Consider the following 23,899-nt stretch of genomic DNA (forward strand, 5'->3'; position numbering starts at 1 on the left):
CGGCCGCCGGGCGCCTGCGCCGGTGGCCGTCCTGAGGGCGGCCGGTCACCGGCCGGCCGCGCCCCTGCCCGTGCCCTCGGGGCTCCGCGTCAGTTCGGCTGGCCGATCGGCCGGACCACCAGGGTGTTCACATCGACGCCGCGCGGCTGCGTGATCGCCCAGACGAGGGTGTCCGCCACCTGCTCCGCGGAGATCATCGGTCCGGCCGCCGCCGCACCGCCGGGGCGCTCGTCCCAGAACGGGGTGAGGACGCGGCCGGGCGCGATCAGCGTCGTGCCGACGCCGTAGCCGGTGGTGAGCATGCGGACGTTCTCCGCGAGGCCGGTCACCGCGAACTTGGTCATCGAGTACAGGTTGCCGGGGGTGTTCTTGAAGCCGGCCACACTGCCGACGAGCACGATCCGGCCCTGCGACTCCTTGAGCGCCGGCAGCGCCGCCCGGACGAGCAGGGCGGGCCCGAGCACGTTCGTCAGCACCATGCCCCGCCACTTCTCCGGGTCGCCGGTCTCGACATGGGCGTCGGCGGAGTACCCGGCGTTGGCGATGGCGTGGTCGAGGCGGCCGAAGACGCGTACGGTCTCGACGACCGCCTCCTCCACGTGCGCCCAGTCCGCCGCGTCCCCCTGGAAGGTGAGCAGCCGCTCGCCGGCCCCGGCCGCTTCGGCCGCGTCGGTGAGCGCGGCCAGTTTCGCGGCGCTGCGGCCGGTCGCGGCGACCCGGTGGCCGAGTGCGAGGAGCCTGCGTACGCTCTCCGCCCCGATGCCGCTGGAACCGCCGGTGATGAAGGTGACGGGTGCCGGGGCGCCCCCGGCGGGTGTGCTGTCGCTCATGGGTCTCTCTTCTCACGGGTGTTCATGGGCGGTGCCGGTCAGACGCGCAGGGCCCCGGCGAACGCCGTGTGGCCGATGTCCGGGTCGGTGGTCGCGAGCCAGCCGTGGCCGCGCAGGGTGGTGCGGGGTCCGACCTCGATGGGGTGGAGCGACAAGGCCCGGGCGGCCACGGCGACGTCGCACTCCAAGGTGGCGAGGGAAGCGTCGTCGTCCAGGTCGTCTTCGCAGTCGTCGTCGGGGGCGTCCTCGATGTCGTCGGGGTCGTCCTCGGCGTCGTCGTCGAACCGGGCCTCCCAGTCCATGGGGTCGCCCTCCCACTCGGGATACATGTGCCGCCAGTACCGGCGGCGCGGTATGCCGTTGAGGGCGACGGCCCACAGCATGGAGTCGCTGTGCTCGTCCTGGCTGAACGCCTGGGCCTCGCCGCAGGCGGCGCTCACGCGCCGGAGCACGTCCTCGAATTCCCCGACCGCCTGGGGGAAGGGCGCGTCCGCGTAGACCAACCGCCAGCCGTCGAGTTCGGGGGTGACGAAGACGCGGTACGCCGTGCGCCGGTTGCCGTCCGGGGCCGTGACCTGCGCGGTGTCCCGTTCCATGGCGGAGAGGCCCATGGAGAGGGTGCAGGGGATGCGGTGGTGGAGGCCCATGGCCTCGAAAAGGCCCTCGTAGGTGGCGCCGGGGACGGCGAGCCACTGGTGGTCGGGCAGGGAGCACGGGGTGTCCGTGGCGGTCTTGATGCGGATGAGGCGTTCCAGGGCGCGCAGGTCGCGCGGGTCGAGATCGCCGGCGTGGCCGATGAGGGCGAGGGCGGTGAGCGCGTGGCGGCGCAGCCGGGCGGGGCCGTCGCGGCGGATGGCCAGCAGTTCGGGGGCGGCGTCCGCACCGATCGCCCGCACGGTGTTCTCCGCGGTGTAGCGCATGTACGAGTCCGGGTCGGCCAGGAACGGCAGGACGTCGGGCAGCGCGCCGGCGGCGGCCTCCTTGAGGTTCTGCAGGCCGCCCAGGGCCTGGCGCCGGATGTCCCCCATGGGGTGGGCGAGGGCGGCGACGTACTGCGGGAGGCACCGTTCGTCGAACGCGCGCAGTACGTGGCCGAGTTCCCACCAGTCGGGGACCGTCTCGGCGCGGGCGCGGGCGGCCAGCGCGGCGTCGAACGCGGGCGGGCCGATCAGCCGCAGCGCGGTGCGCAGTTCCGGGAACGCGGAGCGGCTGACGGTGCCCACCGCGGCGACGAGACCCGGCGCCGCCGCGGCCCCGGGCTCGGCCAGCCGCCGGACGATGTCGGACGTCGTCTCCCTCTGGCGCAGCGCCTGTTCGAGTTCGGCCAGCAGGGCGGATTGGTTCATGCGTCAGACGATATCCAAGGCGTCCGACAGCGGACCGGCCGCGCGTCGGGTGGCTGCCGGCTGCTGCGCTGCCCCGCCCGGGCGGCTACAGCGGTGGCTCGGTGAAGAGTTCGCGCAGCCAGCCGGCGCTCTGCTCGCCCCCCGCGGCGGTGGCGCCGCCAGCGGTTCCGGCGGTAAAGAGGCGGCCCCAGGCGCAGGCCCGGCCGATGGCCGCGAGCCGCCAGGCCAGGCTGACGGCGCGCCGCAGTTCGGCGGCGGTGAGGCCGGTGCGGGTCCACGGCTCGAGGTAGGCGTCGCGCAGGCGCGGCAGCACCCCGGGCCCGTACCGTTCGCGGGCGCTGCGCGCCGGCACGAGCAGGCTGCAGAAGGGGTGGCCCACCGCCGCGTCACCCCAGTCGAAGAACGTGAAGCGGTCCGGTGCCGGGGCGAAGATCTGGCCGTCGTGCAGGTCGGAGTGGTCGAGGGAATCGGCGATGCCCACGCCCGCCAGCTCGGCACACCAGTCCACGAGACGGAGCCGCGAGGCGCGCAGGGTCCTGCGGTCGCCGGGTCCGAGTGCCGTGTTCTCGTCGACGATCCTGTCGAAGACGTCCGGGAGCGCGGCCGGCGGCATGCGCGGAACGCCGAGCGCCGCGATCTCCCGCGTGTACGGGCCGAGGGTGCGCTGCACGTCCGCGTACCGGCGCAGCATGTCCTCCCAGATGCGCGGGGTGTCGGCGCCTGCGCCGAGTACGTCCCGCAGGAGCGGGCCGCCGTCCGGGAGCAGGAACCATCCGCGGTCGGCGTCCACGGCCAGTGGCTCCAGTACGTGTTCCGGAACCCAGCGGGCCAGCGCCTCGGTGAGTCCCGCTTCGAAGGCGCTCGCGGACGGGTTGGCCTTGAACCACACGGCGTCGTGTCCTTCGACCGGCATACGCACCAGCACGGACCACGGCCGCAGCCGCACCTCGCACGGGCCCGACGCGCGCAGTCCGTGCGCCGCAAGCGCGCCTTCCGCCCATTCGAGGGCCTCGTCCCGCCATCGGCTCCGCTCCCACGGCGTCACCGCGTCGGGATACCGCCCCCGGTCCACCGTCCACGTGTCACGTCGCATCGGCCCATCACACCATCGCGCGCCCCGGGCCTTCCACCGGTTTACGCCCCCCAAGGCGTCAACGGCTGAAATATGGACAAGCACACAAAGCTGCGGAACGACTCATTCTTTTAGGCTCAACCGACTTGTCAATGCGGTGAGTTGACGCGGACTCATGGTTTACGCCCGATCGATGGGTTTCCCGTCCGGATCACCGATCGGGTGCGACGGATGACCACGTCCTATGCAAGCCTCGCTGTCGAAGCCGTTCCCGCGGCGCTCCGGCCGGCTCGACGGAATTCGAATTCCGAGCCGGTCTCCTTTCTCGATCGACAGCGACCGCGGCGGGCCTCGACAGCCGTGCGGTCCCCGTTCGTTCCGGCGGCTGGTGGGACTTTTCACCGGGCCTTGCGGCCCGTCATCGGGGTGAGGACACCCCTCGGACACGACAAGGGGAATCAATGACGCCCTACGACGACGCAGACCCGGTGATCTTCCCGGCCGGCGCCGCGACGCAGACGAGTGGAGCGGAGGCCGCGAGCCAGGAGTGGGATGCCGTGATCGTCGGCGGCGGCATGGCCGGTTCGATCGTCGCCGATCAGCTGAGCCAGTCCGGCTACAGCGTCCTCATCGTCGAGGCCGGCCCCGGCAAGGACCTGGACCTCGCCGAGTACGAGTCGTACCTGTCGCGGTTCTACGGCGCGGTCGTCAAGGACAACCAGTCGCCGTACCCGTTCAACCGGAACGCCCGGATGCCCCGGAGCACGGACACCATGCCGGTGACCCCGGACACGCCGCAGGACGACTTCTACCTCGTGCAGGAGGACACGTACTGCACGGACACCACGTTCACCCGGGTGCTCGGCGGTACCTCCATGCACTGGGAGGGCAAGGCGCTGCGCATGCTTCCCGAGGATTTCGACCTGCGGACCAGGTACGGCCGGGGCCTGAACTGGCCGCTCGGCTACGACGACCTGGAACCGTACTACCGGCAGGCCGAGGCGGAGCTGGGCGTTTCGGCCGAGGTCGAGGACCAGGCGTATCTGGGCATGCACTTCCCCGAGGGGTACGTGTTCCCGATGCACCGCATGCCGCCTTCGTACCTCGACCGGACGGTCGCCCGGGGGGTGGACGGCATGCGGGTCAACCTGGCGGACGACGACTACACCCTCCGGGTGCGGAGTTTCCCGCAGGCCCGCAACGGCGTGCCGAACGCCGCGTACGACGGCGGCAAGGGCTTCGTGCCGGTCGGCGCGGTGAGCACCAACCAGGTGGAGGAGGGCGAGCGCTGTCAGGGCAACACCAACTGCGTCCCGATCTGCCCCGTCCAGGCCAAGTACCACGCGGGGAAGACGCTCGCCAAGGCGCTCCGCAAGGGCAACGTCAAGATCGTGACGCAGGCCGTCGCGTCCAAGGTCGAGATCGACGAGGAGAGCCGGCGGGTAACCGGGATCACGGTCAAGAACTACCAGTCGCTCGACTCCGACAGCTATGAGACGTACACGGTGAAGGGCACCGTCTACATCCTCTGCGCGCACGCCATCGAGAACGCCCGGCTCATGCTGGCCTCCGACATGCAGCGGATGAGCCGCAGCGGGCTGATCGGCCGCAACCTGATGGACCACGCCTACCTGCTCTCCTGGGGCCTGCTGCCCGAGCCGGCCGGCACGATGCGGGGCACGTCCTGCACCAGCGGGATCACCGATCTGCGCGGCGGGCGCTTCCGCCGCACCCAGGCCGGATTCGGGGTGGACATCCACAACGACGGCTGGGGGTGGGCCACCGGCTCGCCCTACACGGACCTGGTCGAGCTGGTCGACCAACAGGGACTGCGCGGGAAGGAGTTGCGCCGCACCCTCGGAGACCGGATCTCCCGGCAGCTGCTGCTGGCCTTCATGATCGACCTGCTGCCCGAGCCGAGCAACGCCGTCACCGTGAACGAGCGGTACAAGGACGCCCTCGGCAACCTGAAGCCGGTCGTCTCGCTCAAGATCCCGCCCTACACCATGCGGGGCGCGGCCTTCGCCCGCAAGCTCGCGACCGAGATCTTCGGGAAGCTCGGTGCGCAGGAGATGACGGCGTACGACAGGAACCGCTCCAGCGCCGTCGAGCACGAGGGCGAGTGGTACAACATCGTCGGCGGCAACCACCTCGCGGGCACCCACATCATGGGCACCGACCCGGCGACCTCGGTGGTCGACCACACCCAGCAGTCGTGGGACCACGAGAACCTCTATCTCGTCGGGCCGGGCAGTCTGCCGTCGATCGGGACGTCCAACATCAGCCTGACCATGGCGGCGCTCGCCTTCCGCAGTTCGACCCACATCGTCAGGTACCTGCGCGCCGCGAAGGCTCCGGTGACCATCCGCGCCTAGCGCGCCGGGGGGGGCCGGCCCCGCCCTCGCCCCCGTACCGCAACCCCACTGCCACCGCCCACGATTGGGGGAACATGTCCGTTTCCGAGCCGGAGCCGTCCCAGGACTCCAGGATCACGACCATCGAGGAGCTGCACGAATACCTCTACAAGGGGCTCCAGCTGGAGCACGCCACGCTCCCGCCCTACCTGACCGCCCTCTACTCCCTGCAGCCGGGCAAGAACTCGGACGCCTGGCACGTCATCAGGGTCGTGGCCGTCGAGGAGATGCTGCACCTCACCCTGGTCGCGAACGTCCTGAACGCCGTGGGCGGTTCGCCGAACCTCACCCGGTCCGGCTTCGTGCCGGACTATCCGACGCGGCTGCCCTGCGGTCCCGACTACTTCGACGTACACCTGCGGCCGTTCTCACCCGAGGCCCTGGACACGTTCCTGAAGATCGAGAAACCCGCGCAGGCGGCCGACGAGGAGGACCGGCTCGTACCGGTGGACTGGGCGGCCCTCGGGCTGACGTCCGACGGCGCGGCGCCGCCCTCGGACCGGCTCGCGGAGCTGGAGGAGTCCGGCACGGTCCTCGGTCTCGTGCCCGGGGAGCCCACCCAGCGCTTCCTGAGCATCGGTGAGTTCTACGAGGAGATCATGCGGGGGATCAACCACCTGGAGGACCAGGCGCGTGAGGCGGGGACGACGATCTTCACCGGCGATCCCGGGCGTCAGGTGACACCCGAGTACTTCTACTCGGGCGGCGGCGACGTGATCGAGGTGACGGGGCGCGACACCGCGATGGCGGCGCTCACCCTCGTCGCGGAGCAGGGCGAGGGTCTGCACGGCGGGATCTACGACAGCCAGGACGAGATCGCTCACTACTACCGGTTCCAGCAACTGGAGAAGGGCCGGTACTACCAGAAGGGCGACGAGCCGGGCTTGCCGTGCGGCCCGGAACTGCACGTCGACTGGGATGCCGTCTATCCGGTGAAGCCGGACATCAAGCTGGCGGATCTCCAGGACGACCCGGAAATCCTCGCGGCGGCCGAGGAATTCAACCGCTCCTACGCCACTTTCCTGACGAACATCAATCTGGCCTACAACGGTCAGCCCGATCTGCTGCTCAAGGCGGTCTGGGAGATGTTCCGCATCCGCGACACCATGAACCGGCTCATCCGCAACCCGCTCAGCGGGCACGCGGGAATGCACGCCGGCCCGACATTCGAGCTCTAGGCCGTCGTAGGAGAAAGCATCGTGACGCATACAGCGACCACGGACGAGGGACTGCGCGCATTCGTGAAGTTCTCCGCCGAGGTGACCGGATTCAGCGAGTTCGACCTGTGGGGAACCGGTCAGGCGGAGACGTACTACCGCACGGTCCTGGAGCAGGAAGGACCCGGAGCACTGCAGACCGCGGCCTCGTCCGGCTCCGCCGCTCCCGCCGATCCCGTGGTGAACAGCATCATCAAGCTCTGGTACGTCGGCGTCTGGTACGGCCCGGAACTGACGGGGCGCGTGGACGTGGCGGCCTGGACGGCGCCCGGGCGCAGCGGTACGAAACCCGCCGTACCGGACAGCAGCCGGCCCGACGACGGCGGACAGCCGGCCGGGAGTGACGGCGGGCAGCCCGCCGGGAGGGACGGCACCGACCGCATCCCCCTGTTCGTCGTCTCCCCCGACGCCTACACCGAAGGGCTGCTGTGGCGGGCGATCGGCGCCCACCCGTCCGGAGCGAAGGCGCCGGGCTACGGATCGTGGGCCCTTCCGCCCACCCTTGAGAACCACTGAGCGGAGAGACGAAATGACCGGAACCATCCCCAACCTGGGGCCCGACAAGGTATCGCTCGGCGTGACGCCCACCCTGTGGTGGAACGACGACTTCCCGCTGATCGACATCGGCATCCCGTTCGAGCAGTGCGTGAGCGAGATGGCGCTCGCCGGATTCCAGGGATGCAGCATCGGCCACAAGTACCCGGCCGACGACCCCACCGCCCTCAAGGAAGCGCTCGACCTGCGCGGCCTGCAGGTGTCCGAGCCGTGGGTGAGCACGTACTTCACCATCGGCGACAGGGACCGGACGATCGGAAACTTCAAGCGTCAGCTGGAGTTCCTCAAGGCGGTGGGCGGCCGGGACATCGTGGTCGCGGAGTTCGGCCAGTCGTCCCACCTGCAGCCCATCCCGGTGTTCGACCACCGCCCGGAGTTCAACCCCACGGACTGGGAGCGTCTGACCAGTGGGCTGAACGAGATCGGCAGGCTGGCCGCGGACAGCGGGATGCGGCTCTGCTACCACCACCACATGGGCACGGGGGTGCAGTCGGCCGCGGACATCGACAAGCTGATGGAGGGCACCGACGCGCAGTACGTGCATCTGCTGTTCGACACCGGGCACCTGCAGCTCGCGGGTGACGATCCGCTGGCCACCGCGGAGAAGCACAAGCAGCGGATCAAGCACGTGCACCTCAAGAACGTCCGCCAGCCGGTGGCCGACAAGGTGAGGAGCGACCACCTGTCGTTCCAGGAGGCCATTCTGGAGGGCGTCTTCACCGTCCCCGGGGACTCGGAAGGCATGATCGACTTCAGGCCCGTCCTCACCACGCTGGGGAACGCCGGCTTCGAGGGCTGGCTGGTCGTCGAGGCCGAGCAGAACCCCGCGACGGCCTGTCCGCTGAAGTACGCCAAGATGGCCCGCGCCTACCTCACCGACGTCCTGGGATGGTAGCGATGAGCACCCGCGACATCTACCTCAGCTTCTTCATGTTCACGGTCAACCTGCACCCGGACGATCCCCAGTACACCGAGGGCGTCGTCCGGCACATGGAGGAACTGTGCAGCATGGGGTACGCGGGCTTCGACCTGCCCGTCTTCCCGCACGGATCGAGCAACCCCCAGGAGGACGTACCCCGCTACGAGCAGCTCAGGAAGGCCCTCGACGCGGCCGGCCTGACGGAGGTGGGCCTCACCACCAACGTGGCCACGACGCCTGCCTGCGACCCCACCTCGATGGACGCCTCGGTACGGGACGCGGCCCTGGTCTACCTCAAGTCACGGGTGGACATCACGGCGGCGCTCGGCGGCACCATCATGGCAGGCCCCGTCCTGTTCCCGTACAACGTGTTCCCCACCGCCCACGGCGAAACGCTGTGGAGCGACGCCCTGCAGGACTGGCTCCTGCCCCGGTACGAGATCGCGCGGCCGCTTTTCGAGCAGCTCGGCGAGTACGCGGCCGGGCAGGGCGTGCGGGTCGCCATCGAACCCGTCGACCACTGGGAGACTCCGGCACCCAACATGGTGCGCGATGTCCTCGACTTCCTCGGCGGCGTGCGCAGCCCGCACATCGGCGTGTGCGTCGACAGCTCCCACGTGGTCCTCGGCAGCAGCGGCCCGGAGGCGTACCTCCGCGACATCGAGGACTGCGCCCGACAGCAGCGCCTGCACTACGTCCAGGTGTCCCCGCCGGACCGCGGTGAGGTCGCGGACAGCTGGATTCCGTGGCGCGAGTTCCTCGATCCGGTCCTGCCGGTGTACGAGGGCCCGCTGCTGATCGAGGTGTTCAACGCCATTCCGGAGTTCCTGAACTCGTTGCGGCTGACGCGGCGCAAGTTCTGGATTCCCGGCGAGGACGAGCCGGTGGCGGGCGTGCCGAGCGCCTATGACGTTGCCCGGGACGGGATCGACAAGCTGCGTACGGAGCTGGCCGTGTCTGGGTAGGGGTGAGCCCGGTGCGCGCGGCGGTCCCCCGACCCGCGACCGCCGCGCGCACGTTCCAGTGGCCCATCGGGCGCCGGCCCTCTGAGCCCCGGCCCGCCGAGTCGGCGTCGGGCGTTCGGCACACACCGGCGGACGCGATGTGTTAGCGTTCCCGGCGCAGCGATATCTGGGTCGACTGCGGGACCGGAAGGAGGGGTGAGTTGATGTCTGCCGTGAAGGCCGCTGCCGTACGCAGCGCACGCCGGACTGTCCTCACCTCTCGGACCCCGGTCTGACCTGACGTTCACCCCCGCCCCGGCCGTCTCGGCCGATGGGGGCGGAGCCTCACGCTCGACGGGGTCCCTGTTCAAGGGTCTCTACGTTGTCTTCATCCTCTTCTCCCTCTCCTCAGGCATACTCCCTGACGGATTACGGCTGGGACGAGGCGTGGGAGCACGCCTTCGCGCCGCATCGCGCCGCCGGCCTGATCCCCGCCCGTGTCGTGCGAGCCGAACGCGGCTCGTGCGAAGCGGTCACCGACGCCGGAACCGTCCGTGCGGAGATCCCCGGTGCCGCCGACCGGAAGTCCCCGCCGTGCACGGGCGACTGGGCGGCCCTGCGTCCCGCAACCGCCGGCCACGGACCCGTGCTGCACAGCGTGTTGGAGCGCAGCACCGCGCTGGTGCGCTCCACCGCGTCGCGTACCTCCCACGGCCAGGTGCTGGCCGCCAACATCGACACGGTCGCGGTGACGGTGTCGCTGGCCGTCCCCCTGAAGCACGGCCGGACGGAACGCATGCTCGCCCTGGCCTGGGAGAGCGGCGCGCAGCCGGTCGTGGTGCTCACCAAGGCCGACGAGTGCGCCGACCCGCAACGGGCCGAGGCGGAGGTGGCCGAGGTGGCGCCGGGCGCCGATGTACTGGTCACCAGCTCGGCGACCGGGCTGGGCCTCGACACCCTGCGGACCGTGCTCAACGGCACCGTCGTCCTGCTCGGCCCCTCGGGCGCGGGCAAGTCCACGCTGGGCAACCGGCTGCTGGGCGAGGAGCGGCTGGCCACCGCAGCGGTGCGCGACGCGGACGGCAAGGGACGGCACACCACGGCATGGCGGGAGCTGCTCCCGCTGCCCGGCGGCGGGGTCCTGCTGGACACCCCCGGTCTGCGCGCGATCGGACTGCACGACGCGCAGGACGGCCTGGAGCAGACCTTCGCCGAGATCGAACAGCTCGCGCGGGACTGCCGGTTCGCGGACTGCGCACACGCCGGCGAACCCGGCTGCGCGGTGCTGGCCGCCGTGGAGACGGGCGTACTCCCCCGGCGCCGGCTGGACAGCTACCGACGGCTGCTGCGGGAGAACGCCTACGCCGCCTCCCGCACGGACGCCCGGCTGCGCACCGACCGGGAAGCCGCCAGGAAGGACATCACGCGGCATCTGCGCGCCACCTACCAGTTCCGGGAGCGCCAGCAGTGAACGACGCCGGAACACCCGGCCGCGCTCCCGGAAGCGACCCGGTGACGGAGGCGATGTCCGCCCTGCACCACAGTCTGCCCCGGCAGGGCCCCGGCTCGGACGCCACCACGCGCCGGCCGCTTCCCGTGGCCGGTTCGCTGCCCGACGGCGATGGGTGGGACGAGCACCGCGCGCCGCTCACCCGGCGCCTGGCCCCGGTGGACCCACACCGCCCGGGCATGCCGGAGGCGCCGGCCGCGCCCCGGGCCGAGAGCGGGATGCGCCGCGAACACGGCGGCGACCACCGCTCCACCGCCTCCACCCCCACGACACCACCGAGAACGGAACCATGACTCCCTGGACCGCCCGCCCCGAAACCACCGACGACGTTCCCGCCGTCCGCGACATCCTCCTCGCCGCCTTCCCGACCGCCGCCGAGGCCGCCATCGTCGACGCCCTGCGCGCCGACCCGCAGGCGTGGATCGACGGCCTGTCGATGGTCGCCACGGGCCCCGACGGCACTCCCGCCGGGTACGCCCTGCTCACCCGCTGCCACGTCGGCGGCCGGCCCGCCCTCGCCCTGGCGCCGTGCGCCGTCCTGCCCTCCGCCCAGCGCACGGGTGCGGGCTCTGCGGCGATCCGCGCCGCGCTGGACGCCGCCCGCGCGAGGGGGGAGAACCTCGTCGTCGTCCTCGGACACGCCGACTACTACCCCCGGTTCGGCTTCACGCGGGCCTCCGGCTTCGGCATCCGGGCCCCGTTCGACGTCCCGGACGAGGCCATGATGGCGATGGCCCTGGACGACACCCGCCCGGTCCCGACGGGCACCATCCAGTACCCGGCCGCCTTCGGCGTCTGACCGCCCCGGTGTGGTCCCGGGGACGGTTCCCCCGGGGCCACGCCGGTCGGGGCCCGGCCCTGCACCTCAGGGCGCGGGGGTCGAGCGCTCGATCCTCTGGCAAGCCACGCCGGTCACCGTGGACTCAGGTGCGCTGTCGAGTGACGTCGACCAAGGTCAGCGGAGCGAGCCGGCGCCGCGCAGGGCACTCAAGATGTGCGGCCAGGCGGCTGCGCCGAGAGCTGCGTCGTCGGCGTCGGTTCCCCCGTAGCGCAGATGTGTCGCCGGGGCCGCTGGTCCTTCCCCGGGGAGACGGGGACGGTGACCGGCAGCACCCCGTTCGACCAGCACGGTGGGCAGCCCGAGGGCCGCCCGCCGATCCTTCAGTGCCCGCGCGGCAGGAAGACAGGGCCAGGTCCGGTCGTCTCCGCCGGCTACCAGGACGAACTCGGCTTCGGTCCTCTCCACGGGGATGGCTGCGGCCTCGTACCGCTCGGGATAGAGCTCGCGACTGCGCTCGTACCAGCCGCGGAGGGACACCAATCCGTCCTCCTCCTGTGCTTCCGGGATCCCTGCCTCGTCCAGCGGCACGAACGGGAGCGGCTCTCCGCGCCAGGTCCACGACGATCGCCAGGGGCGACTCCGGCCATCGTTGCCGGCGCCCATGTTGGGCCACGTCACCGACGTCGGGGACAGTGCGACGACGGCGTCAACACGCTGGTCGAGGACGGACAGCCACAGTGCGGCCTCGGCCCCCTTGGACAGGCCGAGCACACTGAGACGCTCGATGCCTTCGCGGTGCAGCAGATCCAGGGCGTGCGTGAACGTCTCGATCGGGATTTCGCAAATCCCGGGTGGCTGCCCCTCCCCGCCGTACCAGCGGATCCCCAAGGCCACCAACCCGCTACGCGCGAGCACTCGGCACCTCTCCACGGTGCCGGTGCCGTAGGAGCCGTGCAGAACGAGCACCCCGAGCCGGCCTCCTGCGGCCGGCCTCATGAGCACGCCCTCGAACGGTCCAGCGATTGCCTGCTCGATGACGTCCATGTTCCCCTGCAGATCGTTACGGAGGATCCTGCTTCAGGAGACAGTAAGTTCTTCGTACCGAGCGCAGAAGCGTTCGGCACGTCGGATCCCGCAGTCGGTGTGGGTCGTGCACCACGCGGGCAATGCCGGTGGACGGTCGTCGGAGGCGACCGGATCAATGCGCTTTCCGGTGTGCCGGGGAGACGTGGAGAATGCCCTCCATGCACATCCGAGCCGTGAAGCTGAACGAACTGCCGGTCCTCCAGGACATCGAGAGGGCCGCCGGACAGTGCTTCCGGGACATCGGCATGCCGGAGATCGCGGAGGACGAGCCCCTCCCGCTCGACGAACTCGCCCGCTACCACGACGCGGGGCTGGCCTGGGTCGTAGCCGACGAGGCCGATGTACCGGTCGCCTACCTGATCGCCGACCGCGTCGACGGCAACTTTCACGTCGAACAGGTCTCGGTGCACCCGGGCAGCTCGCGTCGTGGTGTCGGGCGGCGGTTGCTGGAACATCTGGCGTCCCGGGCCATGAGCGAGGGGGTGCCCGCTCTGACGCTCACCACGTTCACCGAGGTCCCCTGGAACGCCCCCTACTACGCACGCTGCGGTTTTCAGCTCATGGACGACCACCGGCTCGGTCCCGGTCTGCGGAAGATCCGCGAGCGGGAAGTGGCACACGGCCTGGACCGATGGCCACGGGCCTGCATGCGCCGAGCATTGTGACCTTGCGGCGTGCGCGTCCCGTCGGTAGCTGTGCCGACGGGACGCGGAGTCAGTGCTCGGCGGTGTCCTCCTCCTGCCCGCGCGGGAGCGGCGGCCGGCTCTCCTTCGGTGCGGTGCGTCGCGAGGCGCCCGGGTCCTTCGGAGGTTGCCTCAGACCACCCGACGATCCGCGAGCACGGCCACCTCGGTGAAGTACGCGCGGAACAAGGGCTCGTCAGCGGGCGGCACCCGGAACGCGGGCGAGGTGGAGTACCAGAACGCGGCCGGATCGGTGCCGTAGAGCGCGGCATTCGGGTCGCGCACGGTACCGATGAACAACTGGCCGGGCTTCTCCGGCTTCTTGTGGAGCACCAGCGCCCCGAGCCGGCTCAGCGGCACCCGGAGTTCGGAACCCCGGGTGCCGAACAGTTCAAACACCCCCCGGTCGACACGCAGATGAAGGTCCTCGTAGTCAAAGGTGAGCGGATCCATGGCGGGACGATAGCCCGGTCCCCGCGTCACAGCGCCACCACTCCTGCCACCGCCGCCGTCGCCACGATCAGGACACCCACGACGTTGACGGCGATGTCCCAGTACCAGGAGCGGCGTTCGGCCTCGACGTCCAGGACGAAGACCGCCGGGTCGTCGGGGGCGTAGTGGACCGTGACGTCCCGGCCCCGCGATCCGGCGGGGTCGCTCAGCCCGGACTCGCAGTAGGCCGTCACGGCCCTGCCATCGAGGGTGGTGAAGGCGACGACCGGCACCAGGCGGGTGGCCGTGCAGCCGTCCGCGTCGACGGTGACGCTCTTGAGCACGGCGACGACACGGCCGGGTACGGAGGCCATGGCGGCCAGTGCGTCGATGCGGCGGTTTCTGTCCCGCACGTTCCCGGGCAGGTACCAGATGCCGGAGAGGGCCAGGGGTCCGCAGAAGCCGACCAGCGCCCACGGCCACCCCCGGTCGATCGCGGCGTCGGTGACCGCGCCGGCGTAGCAGAGGACGAGCGCGAAGGTCGGCCAGCCCAGTCCGCGGCCGCCCTTGGAGGGGTCGTTGGCGAACCGGTAGGCGTCGGGCCTGCCGCGCGGGTAGTGGACCGCGATCTCCCGGCCCGTCCAGGCCGCGTTGATCCGGTCGCCGCGCTCGCCGTCGTTGGTGACGGTGAACTCCTGCCCCGTGGCCGGGTCCTGGAAGGAGACGACCACGGATATCCCGTACTTCGGGGAGCTTCCGTGCCGGGGTTCGTCCACCCGCTCGATCCGTCCGGTCGTCCGGACCGTGCGCTGGGCCCGGGTCGTCCCGGCCAGGACCCTCGCGTAGCCGACCAGCGCCACCGCGCCGGTCACACCGCACCACACCATCAGAAATACGTGCCAGCCCATGCGTCTTCTTTCCTCTGCCACTTCGGGGACGGCCATCGCTCGGGCCCCGCCGTACGGAACGGTGCGGTTGCGGGACACCTCACGGTGCGGGCGCGCGCCGCAGCACCTTGCCCCGGCCGTCCGCCTCCAGTGACGCCGTTCCCCCGGCGCCGGTCGCAACGACCCTGATGACGAGGGAGCCGGTGAGGCGGTCGGCGGTGATCCGCCACGTGTGCGGGGAGCGCGCACCGAGGGTGGCCGTGGCCTCGTCCACCAGGGCGGGGAAGCGGCCGTGCGGCAGGGCCCTGGGGTCGAACCCCGGAGTCCGCGCGCCGGCGGGCGAGAACACGATCGACAGCAGGCGCTCCTGCACGACGACGGTGAGGGCCTGGCGTTCGTCCCCGCCCCGGGTGAGCGCGTCGAAGGCCCGGTCCAGCTCGCCCGGGTCGAGGAACGACTGGCCGGACCCGAGCGTGGCCGTCGCGGAGACCGACGACACGACCGTGGACGACGAACCGGCGGAGGCGGACGGCCGCGCGGCCGGAGACGCCTGCGCGCCGTCGTCCCGGCCGAAGAGGCCCTCCCGGAAGAGCAGGACCACGAGGGCCGCGCCGACCAGCAGGCCGAACAGCCTGACGAAACCGACGGCCTGGCTCCCCCGGGGCTCGGCCGCCATGGCCGGCCCCGGCACCGCGTCGAAGCGGGCCGAAGCCGCTCGCTCCTCCCATTGCGGTGTCGGCCGCTCGACGATGCGCGCCCGCCACGGCCGGTCCGGCGGATACCGGACCACCACGACGCCGCCCGGCCGGTAGCCGGGGAGGTCCACCAGGTTGATGTCCTGCGTGACGTCCACCCGGAACGCGGGTCCGTCGTCCGGGGCCACGGTCAGTTCGAACCGCACCGGCGGGTCGCTCGTCTCGCTTCCGACGGCCTTCAGGCTCCCGATCACCGCGAGCGCTGTACGGGGCACGACCGCGGCCTCCCGGGCCCTGGCCGGTATGCCGGCGAGGAATAACAGCAGCCCGTACAGCGCGGGGAGCACGAACCCGGCGACGAACAGCGGCACGGTCTCGGTGATCGCGCCCACGACGAGCGCGGCGAGCGACGCGCCGACCACACCGCCGGTCAGGAATCCCCGGGCGAAGGCGAGGGGCGTGCTGTGCGTGGGCGGGGCCGCACCCGTGAGAGTCGTCATAGGGGCGATTGTGCGGGGCCCGGGTGACGGCCGGTAGAGCTCGACATGACTTCCCGCAGGTGATGCGGCCCCGCACGGCGGTGCCCACACGAACTCCGGCGGGCTCTGCTCACCGACCGCCCTGACAACCGCAGGGTCCGCCGACCCCGTCGGCGGACCCCCACGAAAGAACGAAGTCAGAGAACTCGGTGGTCCCCCAGGCTCATGGTGACTGGCGAGGTGTTGCAAGCAGCCTTGTCTCCGCCGAACAGGGTGCCGCCGATGTACTGGACATCCGGATTCGGGACAGCGCACCGCAGGTCGGCATTGACCACAGGGGCGGCGTGGCCGTTCAGGAGGCCACCAGTGTCACCGGCGGCCTCCACCTCACCTCTGTTGGCGGAGAACGCCGCTGTCTGACCCAAGACCCCTGCCGTGGAGCCGATGACGTCATTGGACAGGCCGAGGGGCCCGCCGTCGGCGGCGGCAGTTCCGGCTGTGCCGGCGAGGGCGGCAGCGGCAGCTGCCACAGCAGCGGCGAGCAGGGCACGAGAGCGCACGAAGGTACTCCTTGGCTAGGTGACTTCCGCAGAAAGGAACGATGCCGTTCCCGCGAGGAAACGGTCTTGCAGTCACCTGACGGTCGCCGGGCTCTCGCACGCTGTCCTTTGACAGCGCACCCTGTCCCTTTGTCATCCAATCGAGGCGCTGCCGCGGCGCTCGCTTCTTTCAGCGAGGCGCTTGACCTGCTCGGCGGTTATATCAGTGGTCCACTCCCAGCCGGGCTTGGCCGTTGAGCCGACCCGCGCGTCACTGGGAACGCGGCCCGCACTCAAGGCGAGCACATACGCCCGGTCCTGCTCGATCCGGGCGCGTACCTCTTCGGCTCCGCAGACTGACCCGTGGCCGGGCACCGCTACATCGACATCGCCGGCCGCATCCTCGAGCAGCCGCAGTCCGAGGAGGTATTCAGCGACGGGGTCGTTGGTGTCGTTCAACTCGTCGAGGTTCGGCACCAGGACGTCAGAGAGCATGTCGCCGGCGACGAGGACCCCGCGTTCGGCTATCAGCAGCGCCGCATGGCCCGGGGCATGCGCCGGGTGCTCGATGATCTGGACATGGGGGCCATCCAAGGGAATGTGTGTTGTTCCGGTCGGCAGGCCGGTGATGAGGCCGAACAGGTCCAGCGGTGTCTCCTCGGAGATTTCCGGCGGCAGCCCCTCGGCAACGTGTGCCTTCCAGCCCGGGTCCGACCGCACCTCTCGCATACGTGCCGCGCAGCGGGAGGTGCCGTACCGGGGCGCTTCGCCGTACTCGGGGTGCCAGAGCACGTGATCCCAGTCGGGATGCGTCGCGAAGCCCGCCACCACGCTCTGGCCTGCCTCGCGCAGGTCGTCCGCGAGGCAGGTCATCTCGGCTTCGGTCAGCCCGGGGTCGATGAGCAGCACGCCGGTTCGGCCTTGCACCACGACGGCGTTGTTCTCAAGCAACTCGCTCCGGTGCGTCAGCACACCCTCCGCGACCTGTCTCAGCATGGCACTCCTTCTGTGGGTGGTCGTGCCGGTACGAACGCACCCGCTACACACTTAGACGAGACAGCCGACCGAAAATCATCGCCGTAGCCCACACCATGGTGATCGACCACCCGGCCCCCTGCGCTTCCTCCGCGACCGTCTGCTCCTGCGGCTCGGCAATCTGGGCGCAGGAGCGGCCCGTGCCAACCGGCTCCAGGGGGCCGCTCACCGTCGGCACGTGGCGGCGGGCGCACCGGACGCCCGGTGTGCGGATCGGGATCCACGGCAGCACCGGGAAGCTCGTCGGGTCGGTCTACAAGAACGGCGCGGTCGAGGGGCTCACGTTCACCCGCGAGCAACGGTTCGTCCCCCACGCCCGGGTCCGCTCCGACCTCCCGCTCGCCCCCACCACCCCGGTCTACCGAATCCCGGGCCCCGGCCCTGGCGAGCCGTTAACCCCCGTGGCCGCCAGGTCACCACCGAACCGGTGCCGCGGCGGATGATCCGCAGCAGTTTGCGGCCCTCGTCGTCATCGATCTGCCACACCCGCACCTGTCCCGCCACGACCTCGAACATGGTGGGCGTGGGCCCGTAGGCTGCGGACGGTGACCTACGACATCGTGTTCCTGCGGGTTTTCCCGGGCCGTACCTTCGACGAGACCCTGGAAGAGATCAACTCCGCCTACGACCCGGATGCCGACCTCAAACCCATGAGCCTGACCCGTGACCAGCGGGCCGCCTGGGACAGGCTGATACAGCGGATGTCGCGGGAGGTGGGTCCGGTCACCACCGAGGAGTACCCCTACAGCCTGACCCTGTGGCGGGACGGGCCGGCCGGTCATCTGCAGCTGGACTACGCGGGAGATTCGGCCAACATCGAGATCCCCTATCGCTACCCGGGGCAGCAAGCACGACCCATCATGGCGGAGGCGTATCAAATCGCGCGGATGATCGAGGAGGAGAGCGGCCTTGAAGGCTACGACTACGAGGTCGATCAGCCCGTCCGGACCGGCGACAGCGACGTAGCGGCAGTCAAGCTCGGCGGTATTGCCCGCTGGGCGCAGGAGCACCTCACCTGATCGGTGAGAGGCCCTACCCATGATGTCATGGAGGGGCGAACGTTGCCTGGTAGCGTCGCTCTCTTCGGCTGGGTCAACCTGCTGGAGTCTTGACGGGATCCACGGTGACTTCTCCGGAAGACAGTGCTCTTGCGGCTGCGACGGTGAGGGTCGCGAAGACCTTCGATGGCATGACGGCCCAGGCGGACGAGTCCGGCTGCGGCCGGTGCTTCGATGAGGGCCAGGTCGAGCTGCTGCGGACTCCTGGTGTCCCGCTCCCGGCGGACCTCGTTCGCCGGGTTGCACAGAAAGATCCTTTCCACTGGGACAACCAGCCCGCCATCATCCGTCGGGTTCTGCCGCAGCTCGTCGTGCTGCTCGCCGAGGGCGAGCCCGAGTCCGATCTGATGGCCCGTGGACTGGCCGCGGCAGGCTGGTCACACTGGCCCCACGAGCAGGCCGGCGCAGTGACCGGGTTCTTGGACGCGTGGTGGACGCAGACCCTGCGGACGACATCGCCACCCATCCCGGCGTGCGCAGTGTTCGAGAGCTGCGTGACCGCGAGTTCCTCGGTCGTCCCGTGGCTTGCCCGTTGGGAGCCGGAGACGGGCTCTGTAGCCCGCCGTCATCTGGCTGTCAGCCTCGGCTGGTGGCGGGAGGAGCTGGTGTCTGACAACTCGCCTTTCACCTGGTGGTGGGGCGCCGAGACGGCGGAGCAGGCTGCCTGGCATGAAGTGAAGCAGTGGCTGGCCGGCCAGGCCAGGGCAACGTGATGCGGGGAGGTTCGGGCCTGGTCGGCAGCGGTGAACGCCGACGCGGTCGGATTCAGGCGACGTTGGCTCTGGTCACGACCTCGCGGAGGTGCTGGTCGTCGGCGTGGCGGTTTCGCCAGATGATGTAGCGGCGGATCATGCTGCCCTGTTCCCTGTGGTCGGCATGGTCGGTGCCGTCGAGGGGGAAGTAGCGCAGGGCCGTGAACTGGGCTTCGATCCGGGTGAGCCAGGAGCTGTTGGTCGGGGTGTAGGCGACCTCCCGATCGATCCGCTGCCCGCCGTTGTAGCGCAGGTGTTCGCCCATGGAGTGGTCGGTGGTGTACTGCCGCAGCCGCCGACCGTCGAAGCCCCAGGCCCGGCAGTCGCCGATCCACGCGCGGCGGGCGTCCTTGCCCGGTTCGGCCAGGGCGAGGACAGCGACCGCGTCCGGTTGGACATCCGTGGTGCCCGGGTCGCCGTAGAGTTCCGCAGCAGCGAGGCGTCCGGACATCGGGCCCCTGCGGGCCCCGACCCGGGCAGCGACCTGGGCCGCGAGCCGGGAGAGTTCAGCCACCTCGGGGAAGTTTCCGATGCCGTCCACCACTGCTGCGGCTGTCAGCTCCGCCACCGGGTGCGCGTGGATGGCCCATCCGTTGGCGTTGTGGTCCCGGGTTCCCCGCCGGGTGGCCGCTGCGGCGGTGCCCCCATGCACGCTGAATCGTCGTCATGGCGAGGGGGGTCTGTCCGGTCCTGAAGCGGGCAAACGCCAGGCGATACTTCGCCGTTGTCGTCGGTTGCGCCCTTGTGCCGCAGGGGCCGCAGCTCGTCGCTCTGGTGTACCTGCGCCGCCACGACCCACTCACCCGGATCGCGGTAGCGCACGCTGGTGGGGCGGGAGCTTGCACCTGCGGTCACCCTCGCGGGTGACGATGACCGACGAGGCTCCTGTGCCGGTGGGTTGAGACTTCAAACACCCTCCAACGGCACGGGAGCCTTGTGCGTTGCGGCCATCACCGCGGGCTCGCCGCCGTCACCCGATCGGTGGCCACACTGAAAGAGCTCACTGATGGTCGCCCTCCCAGACCCCTTGTCACACACAGTCGTTCTCAGGAGCGGGCACTCGACCGCCCAGCTTTGGAGCCCGCTCCAACCCAGTAGCGAACTCAGCGAACCAAGATGCTCACGTCTTAATTTACTACGTGATTTAATCCTCTCGAGAAGGTGCGCCCCAGGAGGAGCATGCGGCACGCCTTGTAATCGAGGGGAGCCTGATGGTCTGCGGACCAGACACACCAGACGCGACCCGCACCCGGACAACTGCGCGACCATGCCGCGGCTCTCACCACTCGACGGACTCACGGGCCCCTTCCGCAGCACGGTCGCCGAACCCGTTACAGAGGGCCCGAGAGCGGGGAGTGGCCGCGAAGAACAGGACGGATCATGTCTCTGTGTCACAGACCAGCGTCTCCTGGGTGGGGAACTCTGCCTGTCGGGGACGACGACACAGCACATCCGGGACGACGTCAGCCGGTCCCTACCTCGCACCGGGTCGAATGGCCTCGCTCTTGCTCGCGCATGGTCTGTCTGCCATTCGATGCACGCTCCCCACAGAAGCGCCGCTGCGGCCCTCTGGCGAACATGTGCGCCTCAGCTTCGGCGCCATCACCGACGACACCCAAGCGCTCCACCAAGCCGACCGGCCCCCTTCCGCTTCAGACGAAAAGGGGCCCGACCGACAGGCCGGCAAGGGCGTGGGGCGAGCCCTCTTCCCCAGGAGGAATCGAGCCCACCGCCCGGGCCTGGCGTCGATTTCGCCATGGAATCGACCAAGCACACCGTCGGCCTACGGGGCCGCCCGGAGGAAGGGCAGGGAGTGTATGAAGTGGTCGAAGAGCCCACGGGCCAACTGCCGGGTCGCCGCCTCGTCCATACGGTGCGCCGCCGCCTTGACCATGAAACGCACGTCCCTGCTCCCGATCACCGCATGGACAGCAAGATCGTGCCCGAGCACCCGGGGAACACGCAGAGGGGCGTGGAGCGTGAGCACCGGAGAGTCGTCAGCCGGTGGGCCCGGCCGATCCCCCTTGGCGTACGTGATGTTGGTCGAGACGCTCTGTCCGGAGCGGTACGGGCTGGGGAAGTTGGCCGTTCTGCGCACGGCGTCCCAGTCGTACATCCCACTCCCGTAGGCCCGGATCAGTTCCCCGTGGAACCAACGGTGCCTTTCATCACGCCCGGAGTCCTCCGCCTCACATACCGCCCATACCTCTGCCGCCAGGCAGGCCAGCGCAGCGCGCAGCGCGGGCCGAAATCGATTCGAGCAGATCGTCTTCAGCGTGACTTCCCGCAGCCCGAACACATCACCCACATACCCACAGATCAGCGAGTTGATGAGAGACGGAGTACTAATGCCGAGCCGAGCCGCCGCGTGCGGCAGCGCCTGTCCGATCCGACCGCCCAGGGCGAACGAGACACGGTTCTCCAGATCGAGGCCATCGGCAGTCCCACGGACGCGGCCATCCGCCCCATCACCGCTCCAGCCTTCGGCGGGGCTGGGGGCAGACCCATCGGACCACACGAGTCCTCGCGGAACGCCGTGGAAGCCGAGCCAACGACGAGTGGACCGGACACCGCGAGCACCTTCCTCGAAGGCCCGTACGTGCCGCGGCTGGACCGCTTCACCATCAGCCTCGCCGAGCACGCCCGCCCTCCTTCCTTCAAGGATCTCCGGAACCTGCGCCGCCCGCAGGATCATCGCGTGGAGCATCCCTGTCGCCGCCCCGTCGAAGAACGCGTGGTGCGCCGCGTAGTACACGACCGCGCCGGCGGGGGCGTCGGCCACCAGGAAGAAACAAGACCTCGTGAACGCGTCAAGTGGTTGTGGACACTGCGCCAGGACGTCCTGCGGCTGCGAGGAAACGACATAGCGGAAACTGTGGGCGAAGAAGTGGTCCAGGCCCGTCACTTCCTGAGTGAAATTCCCATCGACCTCCTTCACCACCCTACTGCGAACCGCCTCGCTCTGTCGGCACACATAGGACAGGAGGTTACGAGCCTGCTTTTCGCTCAGCCTGCATGGAAGGCTCACACTTTCCCGAATGGCCACCCAATCGTTCTCGGGATATTCAATCTCATCGAACAGGAACTGTAGTTGCGCTGAAGCCAACGGGTACCGGCCCAGGGGGGCGCCATCGGAATTCTCTCTAACCATCTGTTCTCCCGCACGCGACGAACCTCGACATAACCACTGAAATCAGAAACTCTCCACGAGAATGATTCTCCTGCTCTCCGCAACCTCTACCGGCCCATTCGAAGCCCTTTTGCGGACAGAGGAGGGGGTTGAAGAAATGGGGGCTGCACGGACATGCAGAGCGGAACACGGCATGGAGAAACGGCGGAAAAACTCCGACCGGAACACGGTTCCCTGACAGGCCGGGAAGCGGACTGGATCCGGGACGCACTTACGACACCACGGCCCGCACATTCGCCCCACGGACCCGATTCTTCCGATTCGCATCCATTGCACGAGGGGGGAAGCGCAAGTCTCGAAGGGCCAGCATTTGCCAAATTCATTACGCACCGTCGGGGAAATCTTGGATGGACCCAGGAAGAACTCGCGGAAAGATCTGGTGTGAGCGTCCGAACAATCCGTAACATAGAGACGGGAAAAGTCGAAAGCCCCAGGCGTTCTTCGCTTTCCATGCTGTTGGCCGCTCTCGGGGAGAAGAGCCTTGAGCACTCCATCCTCAGGTCCGCGTCGGCTTTGCGAGAACGGGACGTCGACGCGCTCGTACACGCACTGGAATCGCGTCGCCTGGTGGTCATCACCGGGCCTGGTGGAGTGGGCAAGAGCAGACTGGCCCTGGAAGCAGCGAAGCGGGTCGCCCTCGCGCAAGGGAACCGCGCGGTGGTGAACCTCGGGCATTTCCCCCCGGAGGGCTCCACGACCGCTCCCCCCTTCCAGGAAATCTTGGGCACCATAGTTTGCCAACTGCCGAATCCCACGCTCGCAACACGCCCCGAACTGCTGGTCCTGGACAATGCGGAGCACATGCCGGTCGTGGTGACCCGGCTGATCGCGCGGCTGCTGAAGGAACGCCCAGGCCTCCACATCGCAGTCACCACGCGACGTCGGATCACTATCGGGGGCGCGTGGATCTGGGAAGTGCAGCCGCTCTCGATCGAGGACTCCGAAGGCGCCGGGGACTTCTTCGTGAACCGGGTGAGAGAAGTGTGCCCCGGCCTGTCGCTCGACCCTCGAGACCAGGACGTACTGGAACTTTGCCGTATGCTTGACGGAATACCCCACTATCTGGAACTGGCCGCCGAGCGGCTTCGATCACTGCCACTGACCGCACTTGTGGCGGAGGGCGGAACGTTTACCGGCCTGACGGGATCCGACATCTCCCTGTTGCCACACCAGCAGGGCGTCCTCCCGAGTGTGCGCTGGACCCTGAGCCTGTTGAGCCCGATCCAGCACACCCTCCTGCGCGACCTGGCGAAGCTTCCTCCCCAGTTCACTCTTCAAGACGCCCGACAGGCCATGGAATCCGGGATCCCCCTCACGGAAATGCAACTTGTGGACGAGATGGGGAAGTTGGTGGACTTTTCGCTCGTCCAAGTGGCGCGTACTGGAGAAAGCTACACGTACGGACTGATGCACACCGTGCGCTCGGTCCTCACGCACGAAAGTCAAATGAAGCGATCCCAATAGTCCGCCACAGT

Annotated in this window: 22 protein-coding genes and 1 pseudogene; 12 read left to right on the forward strand and 11 right to left on the reverse strand. The window is 69.6% G+C overall.

Features of this window, described 5'->3' with window-relative positions:
- Window positions 1-89: 89 nt before the first annotated feature.
- The 3 genes from MHW47_RS09965 to MHW47_RS09975 all read right to left on the reverse strand — a co-directional run bounded on the left by MHW47_RS09965 (window position 90) and on the right by MHW47_RS09975 (window position 3,269).
- A complete protein-coding gene (locus tag MHW47_RS09965; protein ID WP_239222304.1) occupies window positions 90-830 on the reverse strand; it encodes an SDR family oxidoreductase in 741 nt (246 codons plus the stop codon).
- A 38-nt stretch (window positions 831-868) separates the two neighbouring features.
- Window positions 869-2,176 carry a HEAT repeat domain-containing protein gene (locus MHW47_RS09970; protein ID WP_239222305.1) on the reverse strand — a complete coding sequence of 436 codons (1,308 nt, stop codon included), beginning with the start codon at window positions 2,174-2,176 and terminating at the stop codon, window positions 869-871.
- A gap of 85 nt (window positions 2,177-2,261) precedes the next feature.
- Complete coding sequence (locus tag MHW47_RS09975) at window positions 2,262-3,269, reverse strand: phosphotransferase (RefSeq protein ID WP_239222306.1); 1,008 nt, start codon at window positions 3,267-3,269, stop codon at window positions 2,262-2,264.
- Window positions 3,270-3,709: 440 nt separating this feature from the next.
- Here MHW47_RS09975 and MHW47_RS09980 point away from each other — a divergent pair, with 440 nt between their 5' ends.
- From MHW47_RS09980 to MHW47_RS10015, 8 genes are all read left to right on the forward strand, one after another.
- Entirely contained in the window at window positions 3,710-5,623 is a 1,914-nt protein-coding gene (locus MHW47_RS09980; protein ID WP_239222307.1) for a GMC family oxidoreductase, read from the forward strand.
- A 74-nt stretch (window positions 5,624-5,697) separates the two neighbouring features.
- Window positions 5,698-6,840 (forward strand): ferritin-like protein, encoded by a 1,143-nt coding sequence (locus MHW47_RS09985; protein WP_239222308.1) that lies wholly within the window; start codon window positions 5,698-5,700, stop codon window positions 6,838-6,840.
- Between the two features lie 21 nt (window positions 6,841-6,861).
- On the forward strand, window positions 6,862-7,395 hold the full coding sequence (locus tag MHW47_RS09990) for a hypothetical protein (RefSeq protein WP_239222309.1): 534 nt from the start codon (window positions 6,862-6,864) through the stop codon (window positions 7,393-7,395).
- A gap of 13 nt (window positions 7,396-7,408) precedes the next feature.
- Window positions 7,409-8,329, forward strand: coding sequence for a myo-inosose-2 dehydratase (gene iolE, locus MHW47_RS09995; RefSeq protein ID WP_239222310.1), 921 nt, complete (start codon window positions 7,409-7,411; stop codon window positions 8,327-8,329).
- A gap of 2 nt (window positions 8,330-8,331) precedes the next feature.
- The gene (locus MHW47_RS10000) at window positions 8,332-9,318 is read left to right on the forward strand and encodes a sugar phosphate isomerase/epimerase (RefSeq protein WP_239222311.1); all 987 of its coding nucleotides are present in this window, start codon (window positions 8,332-8,334) and stop codon (window positions 9,316-9,318) included.
- A gap of 361 nt (window positions 9,319-9,679) precedes the next feature.
- A complete protein-coding gene (gene rsgA / locus MHW47_RS10005) occupies window positions 9,680-10,768 on the forward strand; it encodes a ribosome small subunit-dependent GTPase A (RefSeq protein WP_239222312.1) in 1,089 nt (362 codons plus the stop codon).
- Complete coding sequence (locus MHW47_RS10010) at window positions 10,765-11,100, forward strand: hypothetical protein (protein WP_239222313.1); 336 nt, start codon at window positions 10,765-10,767, stop codon at window positions 11,098-11,100. Before rsgA ends, MHW47_RS10010 begins: the two co-directional genes overlap by 4 nt.
- Complete coding sequence (locus tag MHW47_RS10015; RefSeq protein ID WP_239222314.1) at window positions 11,097-11,606, forward strand: GNAT family N-acetyltransferase; 510 nt, start codon at window positions 11,097-11,099, stop codon at window positions 11,604-11,606. Before MHW47_RS10010 ends, MHW47_RS10015 begins: the two co-directional genes overlap by 4 nt.
- A gap of 156 nt (window positions 11,607-11,762) precedes the next feature.
- On the opposite strand, the gene MHW47_RS10020 is transcribed toward MHW47_RS10015, so the two are convergent.
- Window positions 11,763-12,632, reverse strand: a complete 870-nt coding sequence (locus MHW47_RS10020) for an acyl-CoA thioester hydrolase/BAAT C-terminal domain-containing protein (protein ID WP_239222315.1) — start codon at window positions 12,630-12,632, stop codon at window positions 11,763-11,765.
- Window positions 12,633-12,832: 200 nt separating this feature from the next.
- Between MHW47_RS10020 and MHW47_RS10025 the strand changes: the two genes are divergently transcribed.
- A complete protein-coding gene (locus MHW47_RS10025; RefSeq protein ID WP_239222316.1) occupies window positions 12,833-13,339 on the forward strand; it encodes a GNAT family N-acetyltransferase in 507 nt (168 codons plus the stop codon).
- A gap of 150 nt (window positions 13,340-13,489) precedes the next feature.
- Here the strand turns inward: MHW47_RS10025 and MHW47_RS10030 are convergent, their stop codons facing one another.
- The 5 genes from MHW47_RS10030 to MHW47_RS10050 form a co-directional block, all read right to left on the reverse strand.
- On the reverse strand, window positions 13,490-13,810 hold the full coding sequence (locus MHW47_RS10030) for a hypothetical protein (RefSeq protein WP_239222317.1): 321 nt from the start codon (window positions 13,808-13,810) through the stop codon (window positions 13,490-13,492).
- Between the two features lie 26 nt (window positions 13,811-13,836).
- On the reverse strand, window positions 13,837-14,697 hold the full coding sequence (locus MHW47_RS10035) for a DUF3592 domain-containing protein (protein ID WP_239222318.1): 861 nt from the start codon (window positions 14,695-14,697) through the stop codon (window positions 13,837-13,839).
- A 79-nt stretch (window positions 14,698-14,776) separates the two neighbouring features.
- A complete protein-coding gene (locus MHW47_RS10040) occupies window positions 14,777-15,871 on the reverse strand; it encodes a DUF3592 domain-containing protein (protein WP_239222319.1) in 1,095 nt (364 codons plus the stop codon).
- Between the two features lie 176 nt (window positions 15,872-16,047).
- Window positions 16,048-16,410, reverse strand: coding sequence for a hypothetical protein (locus MHW47_RS10045; RefSeq protein ID WP_239222320.1), 363 nt, complete (start codon window positions 16,408-16,410; stop codon window positions 16,048-16,050).
- A gap of 132 nt (window positions 16,411-16,542) precedes the next feature.
- Complete coding sequence (locus MHW47_RS10050) at window positions 16,543-17,385, reverse strand: MBL fold metallo-hydrolase (RefSeq protein ID WP_239222321.1); 843 nt, start codon at window positions 17,383-17,385, stop codon at window positions 16,543-16,545.
- Between the two features lie 584 nt (window positions 17,386-17,969).
- Between MHW47_RS10050 and MHW47_RS10055 the strand changes: the two genes are divergently transcribed.
- Together MHW47_RS10055 and MHW47_RS10060 are read left to right on the forward strand one after the other, a co-directional pair.
- Window positions 17,970-18,443, forward strand: a complete 474-nt coding sequence (locus MHW47_RS10055; RefSeq protein ID WP_239222322.1) for a hypothetical protein — start codon at window positions 17,970-17,972, stop codon at window positions 18,441-18,443.
- Window positions 18,444-18,547: 104 nt separating this feature from the next.
- Entirely contained in the window at window positions 18,548-19,195 is a 648-nt protein-coding gene (locus MHW47_RS10060; RefSeq protein ID WP_239222323.1) for a hypothetical protein, read from the forward strand.
- 52 nt (window positions 19,196-19,247) lie between these two features.
- Here MHW47_RS10060 and MHW47_RS35910 read toward each other — a convergent pair.
- Both MHW47_RS35910 and MHW47_RS10070 read right to left on the reverse strand, forming a co-directional pair.
- Window positions 19,248-19,454 (reverse strand): annotated as a pseudogene (locus MHW47_RS35910) (IS630 family transposase); the annotation flags it as partial.
- 1,563 nt (window positions 19,455-21,017) lie between these two features.
- Window positions 21,018-22,385: a hypothetical protein gene (locus MHW47_RS10070; RefSeq protein ID WP_239222325.1), complete on the reverse strand. Its 1,368-nt coding sequence runs from the start codon at window positions 22,383-22,385 to the stop codon at window positions 21,018-21,020.
- Between the two features lie 153 nt (window positions 22,386-22,538).
- On the opposite strand from MHW47_RS10070, the gene MHW47_RS10075 reads away from it, so the two are divergent.
- Window positions 22,539-23,888, forward strand: a complete 1,350-nt coding sequence (locus MHW47_RS10075; protein WP_275449041.1) for a helix-turn-helix domain-containing protein — start codon at window positions 22,539-22,541, stop codon at window positions 23,886-23,888.
- Window positions 23,889-23,899 lie beyond the last annotated feature (11 nt).

It is taken from the genome of Streptomyces sp. OfavH-34-F (assembly GCF_022347745.1).
In the GTDB taxonomy this organism is placed as follows: Bacteria; Actinomycetota; Actinomycetes; order Streptomycetales; family Streptomycetaceae; genus Streptomyces.